The sequence below is a fragment of the Paenibacillus sp. FSL R5-0473 genome (assembly GCF_038004565.1).
GTDB classification, from domain to species: Bacteria; Bacillota; Bacilli; order Paenibacillales; family Paenibacillaceae; genus Paenibacillus; species Paenibacillus amylolyticus.
The window spans coordinates 1,262,901-1,288,974 of the sequence record NZ_JBBORL010000001.1; the positions used below are offsets into that span (position 1 = coordinate 1,262,901).

General features: G+C 46.4%; 21 protein-coding genes. 14 read left to right on the forward strand and 7 right to left on the reverse strand.

Features of this window, described 5'->3' with window-relative positions:
* Positions 1–135: 135 nt before the first annotated feature.
* Positions 136–441 carry a rhodanese-like domain-containing protein gene (locus tag MKY28_RS05520; RefSeq protein WP_017687407.1) on the reverse strand — a complete coding sequence of 102 codons (306 nt, stop codon included), beginning with the start codon at positions 439–441 and terminating at the stop codon, positions 136–138.
* A gap of 105 nt (positions 442–546) precedes the next feature.
* Between MKY28_RS05520 and aroA the strand changes: the two genes are divergently transcribed.
* From aroA to ptsP, 4 genes are all read left to right on the forward strand, one after another.
* Complete coding sequence (gene aroA, locus MKY28_RS05525; protein WP_340935270.1) at positions 547–1,842, forward strand: 3-phosphoshikimate 1-carboxyvinyltransferase; 1,296 nt, start codon at positions 547–549, stop codon at positions 1,840–1,842.
* A 61-nt stretch (positions 1,843–1,903) separates the two neighbouring features.
* Entirely contained in the window at positions 1,904–2,338 is a 435-nt protein-coding gene (locus tag MKY28_RS05530) for a CoA-binding protein (protein WP_340017939.1), read from the forward strand.
* Between the two features lie 196 nt (positions 2,339–2,534).
* On the forward strand, positions 2,535–4,415 hold the full coding sequence (locus MKY28_RS05535; RefSeq protein WP_036674872.1) for a glucose PTS transporter subunit IIA: 1,881 nt from the start codon (positions 2,535–2,537) through the stop codon (positions 4,413–4,415).
* Positions 4,412–6,172 (forward strand): phosphoenolpyruvate--protein phosphotransferase, encoded by a 1,761-nt coding sequence (gene ptsP, locus MKY28_RS05540; RefSeq protein WP_036674873.1) that lies wholly within the window; start codon positions 4,412–4,414, stop codon positions 6,170–6,172. The genes MKY28_RS05535 and ptsP overlap by 4 nt, the downstream gene beginning before the upstream one ends.
* 120 nt (positions 6,173–6,292) lie before the next feature.
* Here ptsP and MKY28_RS05545 read toward each other — a convergent pair whose 3' ends face one another.
* Entirely contained in the window at positions 6,293–6,817 is a 525-nt protein-coding gene (locus tag MKY28_RS05545) for a type 1 glutamine amidotransferase domain-containing protein (RefSeq protein WP_076328047.1), read from the reverse strand.
* A 276-nt stretch (positions 6,818–7,093) separates the two neighbouring features.
* Here MKY28_RS05545 and MKY28_RS05550 point away from each other — a divergent pair, with 276 nt between their 5' ends.
* The 4 genes from MKY28_RS05550 to MKY28_RS05565 all read left to right on the forward strand — a co-directional run bounded on the left by MKY28_RS05550 (position 7,094) and on the right by MKY28_RS05565 (position 9,901).
* Positions 7,094–7,507, forward strand: a complete 414-nt coding sequence (locus tag MKY28_RS05550; RefSeq protein WP_083677402.1) for a hypothetical protein — start codon at positions 7,094–7,096, stop codon at positions 7,505–7,507.
* 122 nt (positions 7,508–7,629) lie between these two features.
* Entirely contained in the window at positions 7,630–7,977 is a 348-nt protein-coding gene (gene ytxJ / locus MKY28_RS05555; protein ID WP_036674876.1) for a bacillithiol system redox-active protein YtxJ, read from the forward strand.
* Positions 7,978–8,069: 92 nt separating this feature from the next.
* A complete protein-coding gene (ccpA, locus tag MKY28_RS05560) occupies positions 8,070–9,083 on the forward strand; it encodes a catabolite control protein A (RefSeq protein ID WP_036674877.1) in 1,014 nt (337 codons plus the stop codon).
* A 122-nt stretch (positions 9,084–9,205) separates the two neighbouring features.
* Positions 9,206–9,901 (forward strand): 5'-methylthioadenosine/adenosylhomocysteine nucleosidase, encoded by a 696-nt coding sequence (locus tag MKY28_RS05565; protein WP_338706554.1) that lies wholly within the window; start codon positions 9,206–9,208, stop codon positions 9,899–9,901.
* A 136-nt stretch (positions 9,902–10,037) separates the two neighbouring features.
* On the opposite strand, the gene MKY28_RS05570 is transcribed toward MKY28_RS05565, so the two are convergent.
* Complete coding sequence (locus MKY28_RS05570) at positions 10,038–10,670, reverse strand: GNAT family N-acetyltransferase (RefSeq protein WP_338706553.1); 633 nt, start codon at positions 10,668–10,670, stop codon at positions 10,038–10,040.
* A gap of 294 nt (positions 10,671–10,964) precedes the next feature.
* On the opposite strand from MKY28_RS05570, the gene acsA reads away from it, so the two are divergent.
* Positions 10,965–12,689: an acetate--CoA ligase gene (acsA, locus tag MKY28_RS05575; RefSeq protein ID WP_340935274.1), complete on the forward strand. Its 1,725-nt coding sequence runs from the start codon at positions 10,965–10,967 to the stop codon at positions 12,687–12,689.
* Between the two features lie 238 nt (positions 12,690–12,927).
* Here the strand turns inward: acsA and MKY28_RS05580 are convergent, their stop codons facing one another.
* The 3 genes from MKY28_RS05580 to rpsD all read right to left on the reverse strand — a co-directional run bounded on the left by MKY28_RS05580 (position 12,928) and on the right by rpsD (position 19,146).
* A complete protein-coding gene (locus MKY28_RS05580; protein WP_340935275.1) occupies positions 12,928–16,023 on the reverse strand; it encodes a transglycosylase domain-containing protein in 3,096 nt (1,031 codons plus the stop codon).
* 229 nt (positions 16,024–16,252) lie between these two features.
* Positions 16,253–18,358 (reverse strand): methyl-accepting chemotaxis protein, encoded by a 2,106-nt coding sequence (locus tag MKY28_RS05585; RefSeq protein ID WP_340935276.1) that lies wholly within the window; start codon positions 18,356–18,358, stop codon positions 16,253–16,255.
* 188 nt (positions 18,359–18,546) lie between these two features.
* Entirely contained in the window at positions 18,547–19,146 is a 600-nt protein-coding gene (rpsD, locus tag MKY28_RS05590) for a 30S ribosomal protein S4 (RefSeq protein WP_017687421.1), read from the reverse strand.
* 465 nt (positions 19,147–19,611) lie between these two features.
* Here rpsD and MKY28_RS05595 point away from each other — a divergent pair, with 465 nt between their 5' ends.
* From MKY28_RS05595 to MKY28_RS05615, 5 genes are all read left to right on the forward strand, one after another.
* Entirely contained in the window at positions 19,612–21,603 is a 1,992-nt protein-coding gene (locus MKY28_RS05595) for a sensor domain-containing diguanylate cyclase (RefSeq protein ID WP_047843696.1), read from the forward strand.
* 137 nt (positions 21,604–21,740) lie between these two features.
* Positions 21,741–22,598 (forward strand): hypothetical protein, encoded by an 858-nt coding sequence (locus MKY28_RS05600; RefSeq protein WP_253501800.1) that lies wholly within the window; start codon positions 21,741–21,743, stop codon positions 22,596–22,598.
* A 111-nt stretch (positions 22,599–22,709) separates the two neighbouring features.
* Positions 22,710–23,825, forward strand: a complete 1,116-nt coding sequence (locus MKY28_RS05605; protein WP_076328038.1) for an aminopeptidase — start codon at positions 22,710–22,712, stop codon at positions 23,823–23,825.
* A 96-nt stretch (positions 23,826–23,921) separates the two neighbouring features.
* The gene (locus MKY28_RS05610) at positions 23,922–24,167 is read left to right on the forward strand and encodes an HPr family phosphocarrier protein (RefSeq protein WP_036614658.1); all 246 of its coding nucleotides are present in this window, start codon (positions 23,922–23,924) and stop codon (positions 24,165–24,167) included.
* A gap of 225 nt (positions 24,168–24,392) precedes the next feature.
* On the forward strand, positions 24,393–24,686 hold the full coding sequence (locus tag MKY28_RS05615) for a YlaN family protein (RefSeq protein ID WP_036614657.1): 294 nt from the start codon (positions 24,393–24,395) through the stop codon (positions 24,684–24,686).
* A gap of 182 nt (positions 24,687–24,868) precedes the next feature.
* Here the strand turns inward: MKY28_RS05615 and cax are convergent, their stop codons facing one another.
* Positions 24,869–25,939 (reverse strand): calcium/proton exchanger, encoded by a 1,071-nt coding sequence (gene cax, locus MKY28_RS05620; RefSeq protein ID WP_036674882.1) that lies wholly within the window; start codon positions 25,937–25,939, stop codon positions 24,869–24,871.
* Positions 25,940–26,074: the final 135 nt, after the last annotated feature.

The following is a 26,074-nucleotide window of genomic DNA, read 5'->3' on the forward strand; positions in this document are numbered from 1 at the left end:
CTTGTTATCATCGAAGTTTGATGGTTGATAGGTGGTGGCAGATATAACAAAACGGGCCATATAGGCCCGTTTCTAGGAGTGGAGCAGAGCAGAAGTCACAAGGTTACAAATGACTTCGCTTCGCTCTGGGTTTCTCTAGTCTTCCTGTTGCCACTGAAGCATACCGCCGACCATGTTTGTACAGCCTTCATATCCCAGTTGCTGCAGATATTCACATGCACGCTCACTGCGGTAACCGCTACGACAGATGATCACGATCTCGCCTGATTTCTCAATCTCAGACAGTCGATCCGGAATCTGCCCAAGCGGAATATGCTTGGCTCCTTCGATCATGCCTTGCGCGACTTCATCGTCCTCGCGGACGTCTATCATCTGCAGCTTCTCTCCCGCCTGTAAACGGCGGCGCAGCTCAGACGTTTCAATTTCAGCTATTTGTGTCATATTCAGGTCCTCTTTTCTGTATGGACTTAACGCTATAATGATACCCAAGCGATGCACGGAATGTCAATTTGGCCACAATATAATTAATGAAGGAGAATTTCATCCATGGACGTTATTGTTAAACCAACCCCCACTCTGAACGGGGAAATCGGGGCTCTGTCCTCCAAAAATTATACTACTCGCTATTTGCTGGCTGCTGCGCTGGCGGAAGGCACAAGTACCATTCATTTCCCGGCACACAGTGAAGACAGTGACGCCATGCGCAGATGTATTCGTGATCTGGGGGCAGTACTTGAAGAAGACGACAGCAAGATTGTGATCCAGGGTTTTGGCAGTCATCCCCGTGATGTGCGTGAATTGAATGTAGGGAATGCGGGTGCTGTACTTCGTTTCCTGATGGGCGTTACAGCGCTCTGCCCTGACGTTACATTTGTGAATACGTACCCGGATTCACTGGGCAAACGCCCCCATGATGACCTGATCGATGCGCTTGGTCAATTGGGTGTAGATGTACAGCATGAACAAGGCCGCCTGCCGATTACAATCAAGGGTGGCAATGCCAAGGGTGGACACATTCGTGTATCCGGCTCCGTCAGCTCCCAATATCTGAGTGCGTTGTTGTTTGTAACTCCGTTGCTTGCAGAAGACAGCACCATTGAAGTACTGAATGACCTGAAGTCCAAGGTCGTTATCGGACAGACCCTGGAAGTGCTGGAGCAGGCAGGTATCGTTATCCATGCAAGTGATGATTATATGTCCTTCCGTGTACCAGGTGGACAGGCTTACCAACCAACGACCTACACAGTTCAAGGGGATTATCCCGGCTCAGCAGCGGTTCTTGCCGCAGCAGCGGTTACACAGTCTGATGTGAAGATTCTGCGCCTGATGGAGCAGAGCAAACAGGGTGAACGTGCCATCGTTGACGTGCTGCGCTTGATGGAAGTGCCATTGACTCATGAGAACGATGTTGTACATGTTCAAGGTAATGGCAGACTGAAAGCGATCGAATTCGACGGGGATGCCGCGACGGACGCCGTTTTGGCTATGGTAGCCGCAGCTGTGTTTGCGGAAGGCACGTCACGGTTCTATAATGTAGAGAACCTGCGTTACAAGGAATGTGACCGAATCACCGATTATTTGAACGAACTGCGGAAGGCAGGAGCGAACGTTGAAGAGCGTCAAACTGAGATTATCGTACATGGACGTCCAGAAGGCGTTGAAGGCGGCGTTGAGATTAACGCTCACTATGATCATCGCGTAATTATGGCGCTCACTGTCGTTGGTCTGCGTTCCAAGGAACCGCTTCGTATTCGGGATGCACACCATGTAGCCAAGTCTTATCCGCAATATTTCGATCATTTGCAGGCGCTTGGCGCCTCGGTTCAATGGGTAAAAGAGTAAATAACTGAAAACCTGTTTTTTTTGAACACGCACTTTAATCAGAAAAGGATGGTGCTTGAACATGGAATTTAACAACCCTACTCGTGAAGAAATTGGACAACTTTTGCGCAAGGCAGGCAACATCGCAGTCGTCGGCTTATCAGACAAATCAGATCGCACTTCCTATATGGTGGCAGAAGCCATGCAGAGCAGAGGTTATCGCATCATCCCGGTTAATCCACAGGTGCAAGGTGAAATCCTGGGAGAGACGGTATATGCTACACTCGCGGATATCCCAGAGCCGGTAGACATTGTCAATGTGTTTCGTCGCGAAGAGTTTTGCGCGGATGTCGCTCGTGACGCCGCTGCCATCAAAGCAAATGTGCTGTGGTTGCAGCTTGGCATCCATAGTGATGAAGCGGTCCAGATTGCTGCAGAGAACGGCATGATAGCGGTAACGAATCGTTGTATCAAGGTAGAGGATTCCATCGTTCTGCGCGGCGCTGGACGCGGCTGAGAGGCTCGTTCACCTGTGATCGAATGATCTCCTGATCTGAACCAATTGAATGATTATAGGATGAATCCCGTTAACTTGAAGTTGACGGGATTTTTTCTGTTCTATTTTTGCCGTATTAATTACCAATTGGTTACTGTTTTGCTTTGACAAAACGTTGCGTAAAGCTTACCATCTAGGATAGAAAGGAGAGGTCGCCATGAATTGGCTCGGATCCTTGCAGCAGCTCGGACGAGCGGTAATGCTGCCTACAATGGTCCTGCCCGCCGCCGCAATTTTGCTCAGTGTTGGCAGTCTGCCTTGGGACGCCTGGGGATTGGATATTGTCGGTGAAGTGTCTACCGTGGCCGGACACGGTATTTTTTATTTCTTACCGTATCTGTTCGCTGTCGGTGTAGCACTGGGACTCTCCAACCAGGCCGGACAAGCGGGACTTGCTGCTCTGGCTGGTATCGTGATATATGATCAGGTGACTCGGAACTTCGGGGATGGCACCGTTCAGCCCGCTTCCTTAATCGGAATCATACTCGGCGCGCTTGCCGGTGGGATGCATAATCGGTTTAAAAGCATTAAACTGCCTGAAATTTTACAATTTTTTGGAGGTTCAAGGTTTGTTTTGCTCATTGTCGGACTCTGTTCGGCATTGTTCTCCTGTTTTATGTTATGGCTCGCTCCGATCCTACAGCATGGATTGAACGGCATTGCTACCTGGGAATACAGTCTCGGGGGTTTTGGACTATTCATCTACGGGGTGTTATACAGGGTGCTGGTTGCTTTTGGGCTTCATCACCTGCTTAACAATGTGTTTTGGTTCCAGTTAGGGACGTTTGAAACGCCTGATGGTAACATTGTGCAAGGGGATTTGCCCCGATTTTTTGCAGGTGATCCAACAGCAGGATTCTTTATGGCAGGTTTGTTTCCCATCATGATGTTTGCCATTCCGGCAATAGCCTTTGCTATTATTCAGGAAGCCAGGGAAGATCTGAAACCAAAGATCAAGAAAACTTTTCTGACATCGGCACTCGTTTGTTTTCTAACCGGGGTATCGGAACAGATTGAGTTTGCTTTTTTGTTCGCGGCACCATATCTGTTCATCGTGCATGCAGTGATGTCCGGCGTTGCCATGTGGATTAGTTACTGGCTTGATATCCGGCATGGATTTTCTTACTCCGCAGGTATTATTGATTACATACTCAATTTCCATCTATCGGAGAATGCTTGGAAGCTCATTCCGATTGGCATACTATATGGGCTGGTTTACTACTTTCTGTTCCGATGGGCGATTCGTACGTTCAAGATTCCAACACCAGGACGTGAAGAGGGCTCCATGCTGGAAGATTGGGTAGGTAACATTCCTTATCAGGCACCTTTAATCCTCGAAGCATTGGGTGGGAAGAGTAACATTGTACAGGTTGAAGCATGTATTACACGTCTTCGTCTGACTGTGCATGATGACCGCCTGATCGACACGGGTGCCATGAAGAGTATGGGGTCCGCTGGACTGATCAAGCTGGGTGGCGGTAACGTACAGGTGGTATTCGGGACCTACTCGGAATTGATTCGGGAAGAAATCGCGAAGCTGCTGGAAAGAGATCTGCAACAGGTTCTGTTCTGTGCCCCCGTTCAGGGCAAAATGCTCCCGATTGAAGAGGTGCCGGATCAGATCTTTGCAGCCAAGCTTGTCGGTGATGGTGTAGCCTTTGTCCCGGAAAAGGGAGAGCTGGTCTCACCCGTGTACGGAACGATTATGCACTTGTACCCGACCATGCATGCCTTGGGTATATCTACCCGTGAGGGGCTTGAAGTGTTGCTGCATATCGGCATCGATACCTCTCAGTTGAAAGGCCATTTTGAAGCTTTTGTTCAGGAGGGCGATACGGTGGAGCCGGGGCAGTTGTTGATCAAGTTTGATCTGGCAGTACTCCGCGAGCAAGCGGCGTCACTAACAACACCAATGGTAATTACGAATCCAGATCGTGTAAAATCGTGGAGTTTTGCTCCATTTAAGCAAGTTAAGAAAGGTCAGGCATCCGTTATGTCCGTGGTGCTCTATGACAGGAACGTTGGAGGGGTAGAATGAAGATACAAGGCATCAACGGAGCTGCAGGCATAGCCATCGGCAAAGCATTTGTCCTGCCCAGTTGGGAATGGGATCTGCCGGATCAGAAGATGGATTCGGTGGATCTCGCCCAAGAGTTCGAACGGCTGTATGAGGGCATACGGACATCTAAGGATGAGATTGAATATATCAAAAATGAGTTCAAGGAAGTTGTTGGTCCAGAGGAGTCCAGTATCTTTGATGCACATCTGGCAATCCTCGAAGATCCGGTATTCATGAACGAAATTCGCGGTATTATTGAGCGTCAATATAAGGCAGCAGAAGTGGCGGTCAAAGAAGCCATTGACCACTTTGTCACGATGTTTGACTTGCTGGAAGACGAGTATATGAAAGAGCGGGCCATTGATATCAAGGATGTGGGTAACCGTCTGCTAAAGCATTTGCTCGGTGCACCGGAGATTACACTTCCTTCGGATACCCAGCCGTATGTACTCGTTGCCAAAGAACTGTCGCCATCTCAACTAGCGCATCTGAATCCGACCCATGTGCTAGGGATCGTGACCTTGATTGGTGGGAAAACATCACATTCTGCGATTATGGCTCGTGCCCTTGGCATTCCTCTCGTTTCCGGTCTGGAAGCGAGTCTTGGCATGCCGGTAGAGACAGGGGATATGCTTGTGGTGGATGGTGACAATGGCTTGGTATTTACGGACCCGGATCGCAAGACCATTGAACGGTATACCATGCTTCGCAGCAAGCAACTGAAGAAAAAGGAACAACTTCAAGTCCTTGCTACCGTGGATGCTGTAACCAAAGATGGGGCCGTTTTGCACTTGGCTTCCAATATCAGTTCGGTGAAGGAATTGGACCTTGCTTTGAAACAAGGAGCCAAAGGTGTGGGCTTGTTCCGAACAGAGTTTTTGTATATGGACCGTGCTACGTTCCCGGGTGAGCAAGAACAGTATGAGGTATATCGTCTTGTGGCAGAGAAAACAGCAGGACAATCTGTTGTTATTCGTACACTGGATATCGGTGGTGACAAGCAACTCGATTATTTTGAATTGCCGGAGGAAGACAATCCGTTTCTGGGGTACCGTGCCATTCGGATTAGTCTCGACCGCAAGGATCTGTTCAAAACACAGCTTACAGCCATCTTGCGTGCCAGTGCGGCCGGAAATGTCAAAATCATGTACCCGATGATCTCTTCGGTGGAAGAACTTCAACAGGCCAATGAGATTCTCCGTGAGGCGATGTCTGATCTGGACGAGCGGGGATTATCATACGATCCTCACATTCAGGTGGGAATTATGATCGAAGTTCCTGCAGCGGTGATGATTGCTGATCTGCTCGCAGAGGAAGCTGATTTCTTCAGTATTGGTACGAACGATCTGGTTCAATATGTACTTGCAGTAGATCGAATGAATGAGCAGATTGCTCATATGTATCACCCCTATCATCCGGCTGTTCTGCGGATGCTTCGTGCGACAGCAGATGCGGCTCATACGGCTGGAATTGATGTCAGTGTGTGCGGAGAGATGGCAGGGGACGAACGTGCCATTCCGCTTTGGTTGGAGCTTGGCATTCGCCACTTGAGTATGTCTCCACAATCCTTGTTACGTGTGAAGCACAGAGTGCTGAACACAACAGCATCGACCGCCAAAGAAGAAGCGCGAAAGTGCTTCGCCTTACGGACCAGCGGAGATATTGAGGAGCGACTGCAAGTCTTTAATGACTCCACGGGAAGTCCGGATGAACAAAGTGGTTCGAACGCATCGTAATTAGGATAACTGGATATAAATACCTTTAAGTTAATATATTTACATTTGTGATAATTATTTGTTGGAAACCTTGTTATATAAAATAACCCCACTGTGCATGAGAGCACAATGGGGTTATTTTTACTTGTCAGCGAGTGCATCACAGAATGCCTTGCCATAAGGGGGAAGGTCAGGCGGGCGACGAGCTGAGATGATATGTCCATCAACAACAACGGCTTCATCTTTCCAGATAGCACCTGCATTTTCCATGTCATCCCGAATGCCTGGTGTAGAGGTTACTGTAACCCCGTCCAGAATTTTGGCAGAAATCAGCACCCAGCCCGCATGACAGATCTGTCCAATCGGTTTCCGGTCTGCATTCATTTCCTTTACAAGCTCCAGTATTTTGGGATAACGACGCAGCTTGTCTGGTGCCCAGCCGCCTGGCACGAGAATGCCATCGTAATCTGAACTGTCGAGTTCATCGAAACTGTATTCGGCTTCAGCAGGCACACCATATTTGCCAATATAGGTTTTTCCTTTTTTCTCTCCAGCAAGATGCACTTCTGCACCTTCTTCACGAACCCGATGTACAGGGTACCACAATTCTAAATCCTCGAATTCTTCATCGACCAGAGCGATGACTTTTTTGCCGGTTAATCTCATGTCCATCTCTCCTTTTTGTGGTGATTAGGTCTGTTGCGTCTTTAATTGTAACAGATTCTCCAAGGGACTTCATGGAAGTGCATATTCAGTTTGGAGGAAGCGATTACAAGTCAGTAACTGCCTGCATTCGACAACCTTCATCTGGAGGGAGTGGTAATTTGTGCAACCTTTCGTTTATAGCAGGATTTGAGCCGAAATAGGTCGAATGGTACTTATATAGAGTATAGAACGAATGGGGTGATGGTGGTGCGCAAGTCGTGCAGATGTGGACATGTAATGGAGTTGGAATTAAGAACAGTGGTGTACGCCAAAAAAGTGGAGATTCGAAACGTACCCGTATTTGCGTGTACAGACTGTGTATCATATGAAGTGCTTCCGCCGGTCAAGCCGGACTTAACAGAATGCATTAACACATTGGGTGAACAGCCCGTGAAGCAAGACGTATCTTTTGGTGAACGTAATGAACTGGCAGACCTGTTTCATGAGTTACTGCTGGCCTGGCCGGATGCGACCGATCGGGAGATGGAACATCGTATGCAGCAAGCAGTGGAGGAGCGTATCAATCTGCTGCTGGACATTATGGGTTACGCAACGAAGTCTGGTGATGCAGCGTGGATGGAGACCACGGAGCGTAGATTAAGTCAATTATCCGGATTTGTGTGGCAGGAGTACTTCTCAAATGCTGTCTAATTTTGACGTGTAAAATGCTTGTTTTCATGAAAATTGGCTTTTTCGCGCACTTTTTGTTAAGATATCGAAGAGTGAAAACGCTCAACATAGCGGTATTCCTGGTAAAGGGGGATGTATATCTAATGGCTGACATGACTAAAATGACAAGTATTGAACAGCTAAACTCCGCAGTGGAGGCTACCAAGGATCAACCCTTGCTTCTGTTTAAGCATAGCACGCGCTGTCCGATCAGCTCAAACGCTTATCAGGAGATGAACGATTATTTGCTTAACAATGCCAATGAACAAGTGAAATATGGCATTATCTATGTTGTGGAAGATCGCCCGGTATCCAATGAAGCAGCAGACAAGCTGGGTGTTAAGCACGAATCTCCACAGGCGATCCTGATTAAAAAGGGAATTCCTGTATGGCATACTTCCCATTCAGATATTACTAGAACCACACTTACGAATGTTTTGAGTGAGTCCTAAAGCCTATTTTAATTGATTAATGCAAAAATTTGTCGTAATATAAATCTTAATGAAAATGGTATGAAAATTTACTGGTAATGGAGAGAAGTACTGTGACGGTAACCATTTATGATGTGGCACGTGAAGCTGGAGTGTCTATGGCAACGGTATCACGGGTAGTTAATAATAACCCTAATGTCAAACCGCAAACGCGGAAAAAAGTATATGAAGCCATCGAGCGGTTGGGATATCGTCCGAATGCGGTAGCCAGAGGTCTGGCAAGCAAGAAGACAACCACGGTCGGGGTTGTTATTCCGGATATTTCGAACTCAACCTTCGCGGAGATTGCCCGCGGAATTGAAGATATTGCGAATATGTATCACTACAATATTATTTTGTGTAATGCAGATAAGAAGAAAGAAAAAGAAATTCGTGTTATCAACACGTTGCTCGAAAAACAAGTAGACGGACTGCTCTTCATGGGCGGAACAGTAACGGACGAACACATTCAGGCGTTCCAGTCTGCGGCTGTGCCGATTGTACTTTGTGCAACAAGTGATGAGAAGGGCACATTCCCTTCGGTGGATATTGACCATGAGTCGGCTGCGTTTGATGCGGTAAACACTCTGATTCGTCATGGACACAAGGAAATTGCGATGATCAGTGGTACACTGCAAGATCCGGCGAATGGATATGCCCGTTTCCAAGGATACAAAAAAGCACTGGAAGCAGCGGGGATTGAATACCAGGAGGATCTTGTTCGAATCGGTAACTATCGATATGAATCCGGTGTGGAAGCAATGAAATATTTCCTTGGACTCAAGAAAAAACCATCAGCTATCTTTGCTGCTACAGATGAAATGGCCATTGGTGCCATTCACAGCATTCAGGATGACGGTCTGAAAGTACCGGATGACTTCTCCATTATTAGTGTGGATAACATCCGTATGGCTTCCATGGTGCGTCCTCAGTTGACAACAGTGGCTCAGCCAATGTACGACCTTGGCGCAGTAGCGATGCGTTTGCTGACCAAGTTGATGAAGAAAGAAAATGTGGAGAACCCACGGGTTATTTTGCCGCATGAAACGATTCTTCGTCTGTCTGTAAGTCATGCAGATGTAGTTTAATCGGGAATATATACAGTAAGGGAGAAGTCATTATTCTCTCTACATAGTGGATATGCGAAAGCTCCGGAGACGGAGCTTTTGTGCTGAATTAGTTTAAAAATGAAAACAGGGGGTATCAGAAGATGCGTGAAACGATTGGTATTATCGGAGCGATGGATGAGGAAGTCGAGCTTTTGCTGGCAGGTATGAAGCAGCTTGAGACGGTCAAACAAACCGGCATTACATACGTTGCGGGCGAGTGGCTGGGCAAGCATATTGTCGTGTGCAAATCCGGCGTAGGTAAAGTAAATGCAGCGGTTACAACGCAGATCTTGATTGATCGTTTTCAAGTTAATCGCATTATCTTCACAGGTGTTGCGGGTGCAGTTAACCCGGAGTTGAACATTGGAGATATGGTTATATCGTCTGTATGTGTTCAGCACGACATGGATGTAACGCCACTGGGGTTTGCACGCGGGGTTATTCCTTACCAGGAGACATCGGCCTTCCCTGCCGAGGCTTCGCTTATTACACTGGCTGAAGAAGCGTGTAAAGCACAGGGAGCCAATTACCTGATCGGTAAAGTGTTATCTGGAGATCAATTTATTGCAAATAAAGATACGGTTAACATGTTATATACCGAAATGGACGGTGCATGTGCGGAGATGGAAGGGGCTGCAGTTGCTCAGGTCTGTTACATGAATCGTGTACCATTTGTTGTCCTGCGTGGGATGTCTGATAAAGCGGATGGTTCGGCGCATGTTAACTTTGCTGAATTTACTGTGGAATCTTCGCAGCGTTCACATCGTATTGTGGAGCATATGTTAGAAAATATGTAATGACATAAGCTTATATTGCAATACCCATCCGAAATCCATGAAAAACCGCCTTCGATTAGCTGTTCCATGAGGTATGGAGCAACGCTGCGAGAGGCGGTTTTTGTTATGTATATCGTTTTTCGAACAGATCATTGAATTAGTACATGAACCGATGGCGGAAGCGTACACGATCAAACTGTTCTTCCGATGTGATGGGCACCTGACTTCCGATACGTACCATCAAACAGTTCGCAGGATGTGAACAGATTTCGGGGTCGTCTGTTGCATACCAGGTCATGTCGATCGTTTCCATCAGCCTCTCCATCATTTTGCGATAATCCCATACGTTTAGTCCGCTGCCCTTCAGATCCCAATGCCAATAATATTCTGTGGTGAAAATAATGTAGTTCTCCATGTATTTATCTTCCAAAGCGGTAAGTAACATCTCACGTCCAATGCCAAGCGAGCGATAGTCGTCCGCAACCTCGATTGCCCCAAGCTCTATCAGATCAGTCATATTGCCCTCGGACCAGCGTTCACAATCATCCGCATAGTGAAAGGTTACATAGCCGATAATCGTTTCATTTTCATGTGCAATGATAATTCGCCCTTCAGGTAGTGCTGCGATCTCGGCCAGAGCTTCTTGCTGCTCCGTTGGGCGCCGAAAGGCATCCAGATCCGGATGGAAGGTAAGACGGGTTATCTCCTCGGCCTGCACGGGGCCTTCAACAGTAATTCGGTGGCCGGACTTGAAGATGGAACGCATATGATGTTCTTTGATATGTTCCATGGTTCGTACTCCTCTCTCTCCTACTTATAGAGGTTGTTCCAAAAGAACGCTATAGCAAAAATCCAAAAAATTGAAAAGCCATAGACGACAATTGAAAAGATTTGCTATAATTGCGTAGACAAAAAATGTTCACAATTCAATACAGTATAGTAACATCTGTTTGGCCGAGCAAGTACATGATGAGAAGTTCTCTCTACTAATGTAAGCGCTAACTGGAAGTTCAGTCAACACAAAGGCAATGAGAATTGACCCCTAACGGGAATCGAAATGTCGAGTTGAAGGAGGCTGGCAAGCATGAGTCAAGTACATGGTGAGATGCTGCAAACGGTTGTGTCTGAATCTAATCTGGGCGATTACACGGAGGCGAGAAGCCGGTTCGATTGGGAATCGGTGGAAAGGCACTTTACGTGGCACGCCAGCGGAAAAGTAAACATGGCGCATGAAGCGATTGATCGTCATGTACTGGAAGGAAGGGGCGGAAAAACCGCTTTATTGTATAGCGATGCTTCACGTGAAGAGTCCTATACTTTTGCTGATCTGAGTGAACAGTCGAGTCGGTTCGGGAACGTTCTCCGCAAATATGGCATAGTCAAAGGGGAACGGGTGTTTATTTTTATGCCTCGAAGTCCTGAGCTGTATTTTAGTCTCCTGGGTATATTGAAAGCTGGAGCCATCGCGGGCCCGTTGTTCGAAGCTTTTATGGAAACGGCTGTGAAGGATCGGCTGGAGGATAGCGGAGCAGTAGCGCTCGTCACCACTCCGGAATTGCTAAAACGCATCAAACGTTCCGAATTGCCCGAGCTCAAACATATATTTATCGTGGGTGGGGGCGTGCAGACTGAAGAAGGACTCATTGATTTTGATGCAGAGATGTCTGCCGCTTCGGATGAGATGGAAGTAGAGTGGCTGAATCGTGAGGATGGTTTGCTTATTCATTATACCTCAGGCTCTACGGGTAAACCCAAAGGGGTGTACCATGTTCAAAATGCCATGATCCAGCACTATTATACAGGTAAGGTTGTTCTGGATTTACGTGAGGATGATGTGTACTGGTGCACTGCTGACCCTGGTTGGGTGACAGGGACCTCTTACGGTATCTTTGCTCCATGGCTCAACGGAGTGACCAATGTGATACGGGGTGGGCGTTTCAGCCCTCAAGATTGGTACAGCACTATCCAGAAGAACAAAGTCACGATCTGGTACAGTGCACCAACGGCCTTCCGTATGCTGATGGGAGCGGGAGAAGAGACCATTGCCCAGCATGATCTGAGCAGTCTGCGTCATGTCATGTCTGTTGGTGAACCGCTCAATCCGGAGGTTGTTCGTTGGGGATGGAAAGCCTATGGTCAGCGAATTCATGATACATGGTGGATGACGGAAACAGGTGCACAGCTGATCTGTAACTATCCCGGAATGCCGATCAAACCTGGCTCCATGGGACGTCCGTTGCCTGGAATCGAAGCAGCGATTATTGATGATCGCGGGCAGGAATTGCCGCCATACAGTATGGGTAATCTGGCCATACGGGCGCCTTGGCCATCCATGATGGCGAAGATCTGGAATAACCCTGTGAAATACGAGGAGTATTTCAGGCTTACGGGTTGGTATGTATCCGGTGACTCCGCTTATATGGATGAAGAAGGATATTTCTGGTTCCAGGGACGAATTGATGATGTGATTAATTCGTCAGGCGAGCGTATTGGCCCCTTTGAGGTCGAGAGCAAGCTCGTGGAGCATCCTGCGGTAGCAGAGGCGGGTGTAATCGGTAAGCCGGATGTGACACGTGGGGAGATCATCAAGGCCTTTGTGGCGCTTCGTGAAGGATATGAGGCGACACCGGAGCTGAAAGAAGAGATCTATCGTTTTGTCAAAGAGGGCCTGTCTGCCCACGCTGCTCCGCGTGAGATTGAGTTTAAGGATAAACTGCCCAAGACTCGTTCCGGAAAGATCATGCGCCGTGTCCTGAAAGCCTGGGAGCTTGATCTGCCAACAGGAGATCTATCCACCATTGAAGACTAACGCGACAGTGCTAGGATCATCAATGTGGTGCTATCGATACCGATACATTGAGTAGTGGGGAGAAGTTAATACTCTACGAAGCCAAATATAGTGACTCTACCCATTAAAATGGATTGTAAAAGCCTGCTTTATGCCATTGGCATGAAGCAGGCTTTTTGGCTGCTGTATATACAAATAACAAGCCGCACACTCAGATACAGTCTGAGGATGCGGCTTGTTTTGGAACGCTATGCCTGAATCAGGGTTGAAAATGTAAGGCTGCAGAAGGTTCGGATTCACCCGCACTGTTGCTGGCAGATACCTTGAACCATCCACTGGTAGATGCGGGTACTCCATAATCCATCGAATTACCCGCTGTTGTTCCAATTTTGGTGTAAGGAGCCGAGCCTGTTTCGCTGTAATATACAGTATAACTGTCTGCGTTTGGACTGGACGCCCATTGAATACGCAGTCCTTGAGTGAGGGCAGATACGCTGACTTGACCAGGTGCGCCTGGGGCTGTCGTTGTTGTATTATCGGTCTGCGTTTCTCCCGGCGTAACGACTGTACCTGGAACTTCAATCGGTTCATCAATCTCTTCTTCCACAGGGGGAGCTACACCAGCACTATTTACTGTAGCGCTAGGAGCAGATTCTCTGCCGGCAACATCCACTGCCGTTACATAGAAGGCGAAGTTACCGCCTTGCGCTGCATATGCAGAGAATGATCTGGATTCACCGGCCAAGACAACCTGGCCCTGGTTCTGGAATCCTCCACCGTTTACAGAACGGTACAGACGATAACCCACGACATCATTTTCAGGTGTGGCATTAAATGTAATGACTGCTCTGTCACCCGAGGTTGAGATGCGTACGTTGCCTGGTGCATCAGGAGCTTTGCCGTTATCTGTCCTTGGATCAATCTGTGTTGGCATGTCTGCACCAGCATCTTCAGGAAGATAATAAGCAAGTGACTCATGTCGACTCATACGTGAGAATGCATTTTGCAATTCTTTGATGAGATCCGAGATTGGTTTTTTACGCTTGATGACTGTTTTTTCCTTCAACATGTCCGAAGGTGTTCCGTCACGCGGAATATAGTTTACACCATTGTAAGTAATGTACCTTGCTTTGGCTACACCGTCATCGCTATCCTTCGGAACAAACTTGCTGTTGAAAATATCCGTAACAAATTTATCAGTCATGGATGTTGGCAACTTGCCACTGTATGCAGACACCGTGCGCGTTTCGATGCCAGATGGTTTTTTGAACGAATCCGTAACGAACAGATCTTTTTGCGTATCGATCACTTCGTTCAGGATTTTCGACCACAGTTGCTGCGCACGTTTTCTCTGTGATTTACTTTCCAGCGTATTCACGGGCTGTTTGTATCCAACCCACACGCCAAGTGTGACATCTGGTGTATAACCTTCAAACCAGACATCTGCGTAGTTTTGAGTGGAACCCGTTTTACCTACGATTGGCACACTCTTGGAATATTTGTAATTTTCACGTACTTTATCTGCCGTTCCTTCTGTAATAACGGTCCGCAGCATATCGGTCATCAGGTATGCTGTCTGCTCCGAGAAAGCTTGGACAGGTTCAGTATCGTGTTTATAAACGATGTTTCCTTTGGAATCTACAATTTTGCTAATCATGTAAGAATCGTTATATACACCCTTATTGGCGATAGCACCATAGGCACTGGTTAATTCTTCAACGGTTACACCGTATTGGAGACCTCCGAGAACACCAGTCTGAGCCTGATAGTCTTCCTTCTGAATGGTGGTAATCCCCAGTTTCTTGGCGAAGGTCCAAGCCTTCTCGATCCCTACTTCTTCATTAAACAACTTCAGAGCCGGTATATTGAGAGAATAATTCAGTGCTCTGCGGGCAGTGACGAGTCCCTGATACCGGTTGTTGGCATTCTTGGCAATGTGGTATCCGCTCGGACCATTTTTGAGAATGATCGGTGAGTCATCAATAATTGAAGCTGGCTGAACAAGACCTTCATCTAGCGCAGGAAGATAAGCGGCTATAGGTTTCATCGTTGAACCTGGCTGGCGTATCATCTGCGTTGCGTAGTTCATCTGTTCATCCTGGAAATCCCGACCCTCAATCATCCCCAGAATTGCACCGGTTTTGTGATTAATCAGCATAGCAGCAGTTTGTTCTTTTCCTTTGACAGGATCATCTGCTGAGAAATTGCTGTCATCTTCCGCAATGGTACGCATCGTTTTGTAGATGCTTTTGTTGATGGTCGTGTATATACGATATCCACCTGTCCGCAGTTGCGTCTGAGCTTCCTCTAATAATGCACTGCTTTCCTTCTGAGGTGTGGCTGCATCCTTAGCTTTGTCTGCAGATTCAGCTGTGTCGGAATTCAACTGTTTCATCAAAATCTGTGCAGCTTGTCGTTCCGTTTCCATCATAAGATATGGATAAGTGTTGTAAGCCTTGATGGTCTTCGGAGCGAGTGAGCTTTTGATATCAAAAGCTAGAGCTTCGTCATGCTCGGACTGATTGATTTTGCCCAGTTCAAGCATACGGCGCAGTACCAGATGCTGACGGTTGATTGCGCGGTCAAAATTCTCCTCTACAAAATCACCTTTACCGTTAAAAGCGGAGTAAGAGGAGGGGAGTTGTGGCAATCCAGCAAGATAAGCAGCTTGAGCGATGTTGATTTTTTCTAGATCGTTAATATTGAACAATCCTTTGGCGGCTGCTTTGATTCCGTAAACGTTGTATCCGCTGGAACCATTACCAAAAGGAACTTTGTTCAGATAGGCAGTCATGATCTCGTCTTTGGTCAGGAAACGTTCGAGTCGGAGTGAGAGCAAAATTTCTTTCACTTTCCGATCTTCCGTGCGATCCAGATTCAAAAACACACGACGCGCCAATTGCTGAGTCAGTGTACTACCGCCGGTTTGTACTGATTCTTTCAGCACTTTCTGTTTCACGGCACGTAGGGTTCCGCTCATGTCTACACCTTTATGTTCGTAAAAATGATTGTCTTCAATTGAAACGACAGCATCAATAACCTTTTGTGGGATCTGGTCCGTAGTGACCGGACGCCTGTCTTCTTCCGTACGTAATTGACCGATCGGACTGCCGTCGGCAAAGTAAGCAAAGCCTGTGATGGAGTTTTCGCTGACTTTTTGTTCAATCAGGGCCCTTGAACGGACAGGCTCGTCTTTCACAATGGAACTGACGTATCCCATCAAAGCACCGCCTACAAATAGTGCCCCCATAAATCCAAGGACAACCATCCATTTGACGAAACTTCCCAGTCTGCGGGCAAAGCTGCGTTTGCGTACAGGCTGTTCATCGGGCTTTTTCTTATTAACATCAACCATTCAGTGTCTTCCTCCTTTTAACAGCACTTATTATAGCATAAAAAGGCGGGTTTGCATGCCTGAGAAATACAAGTAATGGTCGAAATTTGCCATTCTGCCATGCATTATGCTATATATCATGCGATATTGAAGCACATTTCATGAGTTGTAAGCCAAAATAAGCAGGCCACCTCCATGCTGAGGTGCATAGGGTGACCTGAATGATTAGTCGTATTGGAGGTCTTCTACATTAGGTTTTGAAGCGTTGAATCAGCTCTAATAATTCCTGGGTAAGATTAGCCAATGAGGCAGATGCCGCCGTAATCTCTTCCATGGATGCGAGTTGTTCTTCAGAGGCAGAGGCAACACGAGTTGCATGATCTGCTGTCTCATGACCAATGGTTTTGAGTTGCACTAACGTGGCATCAACCTGCTGTGATCCAGCCGACATCTGCTGGGCAATGGCTGAGACATGTTCAATCTGCTCATTAACATCTGTAATCTGTGATGAAATGGAGAGGAATAGTTCACCACTTTCATGGATCACTTCCGCTATATGGCTCACCTCGGCATTCCCATGCTCCATATTTTCAACGAGAGAAAGGACCTCTTGCTGAACGTTATGAATCAACGCTGCAATCTGCGCTGCTGATATTCTGGATTGTTCAGCCAGATTACGAATCTCGGAAGCAACAACACCGAACCCGCGCCCGTGTTCACCTGCTCGTGATGCTTCAATGGAAGCGTTAAGGGCAAGTAGATTGGTTTGACGGCTAACTTCCGTGATCATGCCTGTAATATGTCCAATCTCTTCCGAACGTTGACGGAAATTCTCCAGTGCGGTCATGGACGTCTGCACAGAAGAGGTGGCGCTATCGACCATACGCATAGCGGACTGAATCTTATCAGTTCCGATGGTTGTTCGCTCAGCCACAGCGCGCGATGAATCCGAGACATCGGAGGCTGCCTTTGCAATTCTTCCGATTCCTACAGATATTTCATTCATGGAACGGGAGGACTCTTGCAGTTCCTGCACCTGTTTACCTGCTTTATCTGCAACTTCGACTCCTGTTAATGCAATCAGTTCGGCGGCTTTACCTGTTTCTTCGGCACCCGCGGTCAATTGTTGAGAAGTGGAGCCGACAGATAAAGCATGTTCGGATATAACCGATATGGTATGACGCAGGGTATCCATCATCTGATTCATATGACCCGCCATAACGCCAAATTCATCTTTGGATCGTACAGGTAACTTTTGTGTCAAATCCCCGCCAGCCAGCTGTCCAGCGACGATATTAACTTGATTCAACTGCCTTACAATGGAGACGATGGTGTAGGTAACCACACTTGCAAGCAGAAGTACTGCCAGTGCGGCAATCAGTATGGACCAGTTCAAGCTGTCATAGAAGGGTTGAAGGATATGGCTCTTTGGCAGCGCCGATACAAGGTACCAGTTTGAATCTGTTCCTTGTAACTTGGCAGGCTCGGCAATAAACAGTTCTTCCCCTACTTCAGGGTCTGTAGCGTAAAATTGAGACTCGCCAGACTGTATACGCTGAATGACTGTCTTCATCTCAGATGGAATTACGGCTCCTTCATTAGCCAGTTCCGGTTTGGAGCCGTGTGCAGCAATCTGTCCTTCACTAGTAATAAGCATGGCATAACCCTGATCCGGATTAAGTGATGCTATATTTTGCTGAAAACGATCAATGGTAAAGTCGGCCCCAACAATGCCTAGAAAATTTTTGTTTTCATCTAATAGAGGGAGGACAATCGAAACGAGTAGTGTTTCTTTTCCGCCAACCGTGTAGGTAACAGGCTCGGACCAATAGATGGATTTGGTTTTCTTCGGCTGCTGATAGTAAGTACTGGTTTCACCGCTTCCCTCATAAGTAGGCATAGGCTCAAAATGCAGGGAGTTGCCATCACGTATAACGTATGGAACGAATCGACCCGTAGCATCATCATATTCTTTTTTGTTGACGTGATCCGCATCGTTTCCATCAAAGGCATTTGGTTCCCAGCCCGTATAAAAGCCAAAAACTTTCTCGTCCTTCTTCAGATATTGTTCAAGGAGTCTGACGACTTCTTCACGGTTGAGTGATCCGTTCTGAGCGGCATCCAATAACGTGGTACTCATGGTGTCCAACGTGTTTTTCACCTGATTAATGTCAGTCATAAACTCATTTGTAGCCCGGTTTGCTGCCTGTCCAGCAACGGTTTCGCCGTACTGGAGGCTTTTGTCGTAAATGGATTTGGTATTAAATGCAATCAGGGCTCCAACACAACAGAGTAATACGATCCCAAGTAAAAGTCCAAGCTTAACAGCGAGCTTGCGATTGCGAAAAAAATGCATGTTTTAATCCCCCTCGATGTCATTCTTGTGATGTATATATGGATGTGTGCTTCTCCTGAAGGGAGTCTATATTTTATATCGTTATTTACGTACCTATAATGAAGATAATTAAAAAAAAGCATAGAAAAACAGCTGTCGAGAAAATCTCGACAGCTGTTTGGGTTGAAACTTTAATGTGATTGCAACGATTAACGGTTGTAGAACTCGACGATTTGTTTTTCATCGATGTCTTGGGACAATTCAGCACGCTCAGGCAAGCGGATAAATTTACCTTCTACAGCTGCTTCGTTGTATTCAACGTATGCTGGAAGATGCGAACGGCCTTCCAAAGCTTCTTTAATGGAAGAAAGAGCGCGGCTCTTCTCACGCAAGCCGATTACATCGCCAGTGCTTACTTGGTAAGAAGCGATATCGACTTTTTTACCGTTTACAGTTACGTGACCGTGTGCTACCAACTGACGCGCTCCAGCGCGGGAGTTAGCAAACCCAAGGCGGTAAACGAGGTTGTCAAGGCGGCACTCAAGCAAGAACATGAAGTTCTCACCGGCAATACCTTGCATTTTTTGAGCTTTAGAGAACAGTGTGCGGAATTGCTTCTCGCCCAAACCGTACATGTGGCGCAATTTTTGTTTTTCTTGCAATTGCATACCGTAGTTGCTGATTTTTCTGCGTTGGTTAGCTCCGTGCTGACCTGGAGGGAAAGGACGTTTCAATTCTTTGCCTGTTCCGCTAAGGGAAATGCCGAGGCGACGGCTCAATTTAAATTTAGGACCAGTGTAACGTGCCATGTTTAAAGTAGCTCCTTTTTAGTTAAAGTTCATATTAGGGCTCTGTTTGCGCTCCAATTTGTTGATGCGGGCTTGGCCTCGCATAGAACGATCAGGAAAGTTCAGCCGCTGTCCTGAAAGCAACAAAAAGAATGAGGGTGACACAACCGGTAATGCCCAAATTTAAAGACCCATTAGTAGTCTTCATCAACAATTTATATTACAGTTTAAGAGAAACAATGTCAAGCGCAGAATAAAAGCAAAAAAACGTCTAAATTTGTCGATAGGTCATTGGGCCTAAAATAATGGGACAATTTTCTGAAATATGGATGCAAAAATGGTTTAAACAGAGTAAAATAGATTGTATCTTAACTTTAAATCATCTTTATGTAACAAGGTTATCGCAACGAATTTGCAGGTTTGCGATAACGTCTGCAGATTAATGCATCCTGGTGGATGCAAAAACGGTGCAAAGGAGCGCCTGACATGTTAGAACATCTAAGAAGTTTACCTGCCAGCTTGAATTCACGAAGTTCGGGCGATTCCGCATCTTTTGCCGCTCCTCATTCTCATGAAGAGCATGTGTTGTGGATGCAAAAAATGGATATCACACCTTTTGATTTTTCATATTTAGGTAGCTTGCTAGAGCAGGCATACAGTGACTGGAACTCCAAAGTGGGTTCAAGGCTGGCCAGAACATCAACCTTTTACAGCGTGTGGAACACGGAAGGTGATTGCATAGGATACGATAGCGATCATGAAGCTGATCCGGGCGTAAATGCACGCAGGCTGGTATTGGAATGTTTGGATAAGAGACAGGTCCTGTCCCTTAAAGGGACAAGCGAACACGGACAATATCTTATAATAACACATCCCTTATTCTCCAGAACTAACAAGGATATGTTTGCCGTATTCACCGCTGTGATCTATGAATCCAATGGATATGAAACGTCTGAAGCTGTGGTTCAATCTGAGGCATTGCATTATCACACCTGCTTTTACCGAAGATTCGAATACATATTTATGACGGACCTGTTACATGCTCATGAACAAACAGCTCGTGAGGAACACCGGAGGTCCATTCTCTTTCAGATTGTTCAGCGAATGCATGACAAAATGGATGTCGAGGCCATATTGGATGAGGTATTTGACAGTATGGACTACTTGTACCCGGCCACTTATATCAAATTGTATATGTCTCAGGATCAGAACAACTCTGATCCACGGATTAAACCGTTGCTTGTCCACGAGCGAGGAGAAGATATTTGTGTGCGTTCATTTATGGAAGGTAAGCTGATCGTTGCTCGCTCAGATGATGCAGAGAACCGCATTGTAGATATAGGGATTCCGCTGAAAGGCAAACAAGGCATATACGGTGTGTTCCATATCGAAATGAATGAAGAGATTATGGAAGAATCGGACTTGCAATTGATTACGATGATGGTAGACACTGCAGGAACGGCCTTTGAGAACGCCAAGCTGCATGAACAATCCAATATGTTAATTCAGGAACTTCGTTTAATTAATGATCTTACACAGCGGTTGAACAAAAGCCTGCATCTTTCCGAGATCTATCAACTATCCGAGCAAGAGTTAAAGGAAATATTCCAGGCTGAAACGTGTTGCATTCTTCAACTCAATGACAGTACCAATGACTTCGAAGTCATGTCATCTAACGTGAAAGATGTTTTTCACCAATCCTTTTCTGTAGACTACGGTATCGCAGGTTTGGTCTATCGAACAGAGGAACCGCTCATTATAGCCAATTATGCGCAATTTGATAAAGTGTCCTCCTTTTTCATGGAAGATACGGGATCCATGTCACTGATTGCATCACCGATCAGAGTCAATGGTGAAGTGAAGGGTGCCATTTTGCTGGGACACAGTAGAGAGCACTACTTTTCATATGATAACTATAGGCTCTTGCAGATGTTATCCATTCATATCGGGCTTGCCCTGTCAAATGCCACGCTGCATGCCGAGGTTCGGCGCTTGGCTAATCTGGATATGTTGACAGGTCTGTACGTGAGGCATTATCTGGACAGTGTGATTCACGAGCGACAGGCTCATGAATTCTGTGGCTCCCTCATTGTGGTGGATATTGATCAGTTCAAACAGGTGAATGATACGTTCGGACACCAGACGGGGGATCAAGTATTGAAGCAAGTGAGTGAGATCGTCACCAGCTCTGTTCGCTCGGAGGATGTCTGCGCCAGATGGGGTGGAGAAGAACTGGCGATCTATATGCCACAGGTGAGTGTAAGGCAGGCGTTAGATTATGCGGAAGTGATTCGAAAGAGAGTCGCAGAAGAGACCCGACCGCCCGTTACGGTATCCAGTGGCATCGCAGAGTGGAATTGGATGGATGAAAAGGTCAGTGTAGAGTCCTTGTTTTATCGGGCTGATATGGCTTTGTACAGCGCCAAGAATGGTGGTCGGAACAGAATCGTTGTAGAGGAACAGGATGTAACACGTTAAGAGAGAACAATTCCAATTGCGGAGTCGTTCTCTTTTTTTTTTTTTGCATCGCAGATCAAGATGTGTATAGAAGGAAGTATAAGCATATACGGGCGGGGCAATCTATGGAGAAAGTTCACGGAAGGGTGAAGATAGACATGTTTAATCGCCATTCGGTACGTACATTATGGTTATTTGTGAGCATCGTGATTATTGGTGTTCCGGGTTGTGGATTAATGCAGCGAGATCAAACACCTGAAGAGGTTTTTTCCTTGGCTTTATCGGGGATAGCGGGAAAAGAGACGTTGAGTTTTGAAGGAGAGGCAGGACTTCGACGGGAGAATAGTGGGCTGTTCGAGAATCAGTTCAAGTTTGAAGGCAAGCTGGAGAATCATGATCGTCTGACCCTTCAGACCCGATTACCTGGAGAAGTAACTGCTGTGGGGACAGGCATTCAAACAACTGCCGTAAAAAATAATGGACAGCCCAGTGGGTTTAGCGCCTCTTTTGAGCGGAAACAAGGGCAATGGATGGCATTGTCAGCGCAGCATGAGCCGCTGCGTGGGTCTCTTTCTCGATTTAACCCAATCGCCCAATTGGAGAAGATTGATGGGATGCACAAAACCATTCAATCCGAGTATGGGGCCGGTCGTCGAACCAGAACATTACGGATTGAACTTGCACCGGAAGACGCCAAATCATGGGCTGTAACCCAGCTAAACGACGAGATGAACGCCATTCGGGCAGAATATATGCATAAGGCAGCTACGGTGAAAGGGGCGCGTAAGGAGAAGCTTGAGAAGGATCTGGAGAAAGTTTGGAAACAGGGCGAAACAACGATGCAACAGATGATGAAACAAGCGAGCGTGCAGATGGTATATCATCTCACGGTAGATCGGAAGAGCAGTCTGCCTCTTCGCTTATCCTCTGAAAGTCAGATGAGTTACACGGACAACAACCGTAAAAGTAACAAAGAAGCCCTTGTCACCGATGTGAACTTCAAGTCATATCAATAAACGAAGTGAGGGACTGCCTACTGACGGGATGACTGTTCGCGTGCTACAATAGTATCGTAATTTACCGTTGTTCAATTCAAGTATGGCAGATGACAGGAGGATTTTACCAAGATGAAAGACCCAAGAATTCAAAAGCTTGCAGCAAACCTGGTGGGCTATTCAGTAGATGTACAGCCTGGTGAAAATGTATTGGTTGAGATGATTGGATCGGAACGTGATCTGATTAACGCCATTATTGAAGAGGTAGGAAAAAAAGGTGGTAACGTCTTTGTACAGTTGACCGATAAAACCGTACAGCGTGCGATGCTGAAAAATGCCACAGAAGAAATGATGAAAACATGGGCAGAGATTGATCTGAACCGTATGAAACAGATGGATTGTTATATCGGTATTCGTGCGGGAGAAAATGTGAATGATCTGTCCGATGTGCCGGAAGAAAAAATGAAAATGTACAATTCATTATACTCCCACCCGGTACATAGTGAACAACGTGTCAAACATACGAAATGGGTTGTACTTCGTTACCCTAACGCAAGTATGGCGCAACTCGCCAATACAAGTACAGAAGCATTCGAAGATTTCTACTTCGACGTCTGTAACCTGGATTACGCCAAAATGGACAAAGCGCAGGACTCGCTTGCTAACCTGATGAAGCGGACGGACAAAGTTCGTATCACCGGACCAGGAACAGAGCTGAGCTTCTCCATTAAAGATATCGGTGCAGAGAAATGTTCTGGCCAAAAAAATATCCCGGATGGCGAAGTGTACAGTGCCCCTGTGCGCAATTCCGTGAACGGAACGATTAGTTATAACTCGCCAACCCTGTACAATGGAGTGACTTTTGAAAATATCAAGTTCACGTTCAAGGATGGCAAAATTGTTGAAGCGACAAGTAACGATACAGAGCGTTTGAATGAAATCCTGAATTCGGATGAGGGTGCTCGTCATATTGGTGAATTCGCGATTGGATTTAACCCGCATATTCTTCATCCGATGAAAGATATCCTGTTCGATGAAAAAATCGCAGGCAGCTTGCACTTTACGCCAGGTCAGGCGTATGAAGAAACCGACAATGGCAACCGCTCGTCCATCCACTGGGATCTCGTATTGATCCAGCGTCCGGATTATGGCGGCGGGGAGATTTATTTTGACGATGTGCTGATTCGTAAAGACGGTATCTTTGTCATTCCTGAGCTGGAATGCCTGAATCCGGACCGTTTGAAGTAGGAACAGGATTTTGCTGTTGCTAGGAAAGCGGATTCACGGTATCATGTAGTGGTAATTAATAGATGATACCAATAGTAAAAAGACGGAGGGATTCCTATGTCGAGTAATAACGCGGCTGTAGTAGAAATTGCTCAAACAGCAGGCAAGTTTACTTCTTCAATCGTGCTTCATTCGGAGAACAAGTATATCGATGTAAAAAGTATTCTCGGATTGTTTACAACGCTGATCAGCACGCACAGCTATGAACTACATGTTCATGGTCCAGATGCAGTTGAAGCAAAAGCAGCCATGTCAGAAGTATTTGCCAAGCATGGACTGAATGTAAGCATCGCATCTGAGTAATAGCTCTCAAGAAGCACCTTTGCCTTTTTTGGCAGGGGTGTTTTTTGGCATGGAATGCGCTGAATGCACATTTGGAGGTGACTGGAACAGGTGGATTAAGCTTCAACAAAAGGCTCAACTTTGCGGGCTTATTTTGGTCAGGTTCTTGTATTAGCTCTTCATTTCGTCTAATATTAGAGGTAGAACGTCTTTACGCGATTTTTGGGACATAGGGGGGAAAAATGCATGACTTCATCTGATCTGCAGGACCAGCTGAGTTTGAAAGCGATCAGTCTTCTTCAAGAAGATGCAGATAAAATACAGAAGCTTATTGAAGTACAGATGGAGAATCTGGCTACCCGCTACTGCCCTCTCTATGAGGAAGTATTGGATACACAGATGTATGGGTTCTCCAAAGAAGTTGATTTTGCTGTTCGTGCAGGGCTCCTTCCAGAAGGTGCAGGTAAGCAGCTGGTTAGCGCGCTTGAGCGGAATTTGGCAATTTTATATGAAGCCTTGAACAAGAAGAATGAGCAATAGCCTGCAAATGCGCGGGTCAGAATAGAAGGCATGCAGGCGTTTATGCATGCTTTTTTTGTGCGTCAGAACGGGATGGGGATACAACCAGCCGGAAGGCGTATACAAACAAAGAGACAGGACCGAATGTAAATTCGGGCTGCCTCTTGTGGCTTGTTTATTTTAATCGCTACGTGAGGGCCTGGTTACACCAGGAAGAAGGATACACCGAGTATGATATATACCACGAGCAGGAGTAAACCTTCGTACCAATTCGTTGAACCATCTTGGGTGATGGACTTCGCAATAAATACGGATACGCCGATGGCGACCAACTCAATCGTTGTGAATACGATATCCATGGTTCTGCCTGTGAAGTAGCTGACAAAAATCAGTACAGGAGCAACGAAGAGTGCGATCTGCAAGCTGCTGCCAACCGCAATTTCAACGGCGGCTCCAATTTTATTTTTCATGGCAAGCATGATGGCTGCACTGTGTTCGGCCGCATTACCGATGATGGCCACAAGGAATGCACCGACAAACAGTTCGCTAAGTCCAAATTCCGAAGTGAAGACTTCGAGCGTGCCCACCAGCCATTCACTGACGAAGGCAACCATGACTGTTGCGAGCACCAGATAGAGGATTGATTTTTTCTTGGACCATGCCGGAGCATGCTCATGAGGTAGCTCTTCATCGCGATCCTCAGTGACGTCTGCGAGGTAGTTCTTATGTGTCACCATGGAGAATAGTAACCACGCAATATACGCGAGGATGAGCAATCCGGCCACGATGAGACTAAGTGTATTGGTGTCTTTCTGTGTAATGGAATGTGTATTGAGAAAGACTGCCGGAATAAACAGGGCAATGATGGCAACAATCATCAGGGAACCATTCAGACCTGCAAGTGAAACATTATAATTCTGAATTTTGAACTTGAGTCCTCCCGCAAAAATACTTAACCCGAGCACTAATAGCAGATTTCCGATGATAGAACCTGTCAGACTAGCTTTGACCATGTCGAAGAGTCCCTCTTTGACGAGGAAAATGGCGATGATCAATTCGGCAGCATTGCCGAAGGTGGCATTCAAGAATCCACCTAGCCGCTGTCCGGCGTAGTGGGCTACATTTTCGGTGGCTTTGCCTAAAAAACCGGCCACAAAAATAACCGAAATGGCTGATATCACGAACTGTAGAATCGAATCCCATTTCAAGTAGTGGGCGATGGCACTGAGTGCAAAGAACGCAATCAGCAAAATGGATGAAATCCGGTTTCTCACAACAAACACCTCGGTTATAAATTATTTTGTTTTGAATTACACTGTAAATCGCTTATGAGATTATTTTCATATTTCAATATAACCAAATGGTGGTAGGTTGTAAACGCATCTTTTTGAGTTTAATTTGCTTTTTGG

Bases quoted from the DNA above. Each gene is read 5' to 3' on its own strand.
- MKY28_RS05580 (WP_340935275.1), bottom strand. From the start codon at position 16,023: ATGGTTGATGTTAATAAGAAAAAGCCCGATGAACAGCCTGTACGCAAA.
- MKY28_RS05570 (WP_338706553.1), bottom strand. From the start codon at position 10,670: ATGGAACATATCAAAGAACATCATATGCGTTCCATCTTCAAGTCCGGC.
- MKY28_RS05605 (WP_076328038.1), top strand. From the start codon at position 22,710: ATGAAAGACCCAAGAATTCAAAAGCTTGCAGCAAACCTGGTGGGCTAT.
- acsA (WP_340935274.1), top strand. From the start codon at position 10,965: ATGAGTCAAGTACATGGTGAGATGCTGCAAACGGTTGTGTCTGAATCT.
- MKY28_RS05535 (WP_036674872.1), top strand. From the start codon at position 2,535: ATGAATTGGCTCGGATCCTTGCAGCAGCTCGGACGAGCGGTAATGCTG.
- MKY28_RS05610 (WP_036614658.1), top strand. From the start codon at position 23,922: ATGTCGAGTAATAACGCGGCTGTAGTAGAAATTGCTCAAACAGCAGGC.
- MKY28_RS05530 (WP_340017939.1), top strand. From the start codon at position 1,904: ATGGAATTTAACAACCCTACTCGTGAAGAAATTGGACAACTTTTGCGC.
- MKY28_RS05600 (WP_253501800.1), top strand. From the start codon at position 21,741: ATGTTTAATCGCCATTCGGTACGTACATTATGGTTATTTGTGAGCATC.
- MKY28_RS05615 (WP_036614657.1), top strand. From the start codon at position 24,393: ATGACTTCATCTGATCTGCAGGACCAGCTGAGTTTGAAAGCGATCAGT.
- ptsP (WP_036674873.1), top strand. From the start codon at position 4,412: ATGAAGATACAAGGCATCAACGGAGCTGCAGGCATAGCCATCGGCAAA.
- MKY28_RS05585 (WP_340935276.1), bottom strand. From the start codon at position 18,358: ATGCATTTTTTTCGCAATCGCAAGCTCGCTGTTAAGCTTGGACTTTTA.
- MKY28_RS05520 (WP_017687407.1), bottom strand. From the start codon at position 441: ATGACACAAATAGCTGAAATTGAAACGTCTGAGCTGCGCCGCCGTTTA.
- ytxJ (WP_036674876.1), top strand. From the start codon at position 7,630: ATGGCTGACATGACTAAAATGACAAGTATTGAACAGCTAAACTCCGCA.
- MKY28_RS05550 (WP_083677402.1), top strand. From the start codon at position 7,094: ATGGAGTTGGAATTAAGAACAGTGGTGTACGCCAAAAAAGTGGAGATT.
- MKY28_RS05565 (WP_338706554.1), top strand. From the start codon at position 9,206: ATGCGTGAAACGATTGGTATTATCGGAGCGATGGATGAGGAAGTCGAG.
- MKY28_RS05545 (WP_076328047.1), bottom strand. From the start codon at position 6,817: ATGAGATTAACCGGCAAAAAAGTCATCGCTCTGGTCGATGAAGAATTC.
- aroA (WP_340935270.1), top strand. From the start codon at position 547: ATGGACGTTATTGTTAAACCAACCCCCACTCTGAACGGGGAAATCGGG.
- MKY28_RS05595 (WP_047843696.1), top strand. From the start codon at position 19,612: ATGTTAGAACATCTAAGAAGTTTACCTGCCAGCTTGAATTCACGAAGT.
- rpsD (WP_017687421.1), bottom strand. From the start codon at position 19,146: ATGGCACGTTACACTGGTCCTAAATTTAAATTGAGCCGTCGCCTCGGC.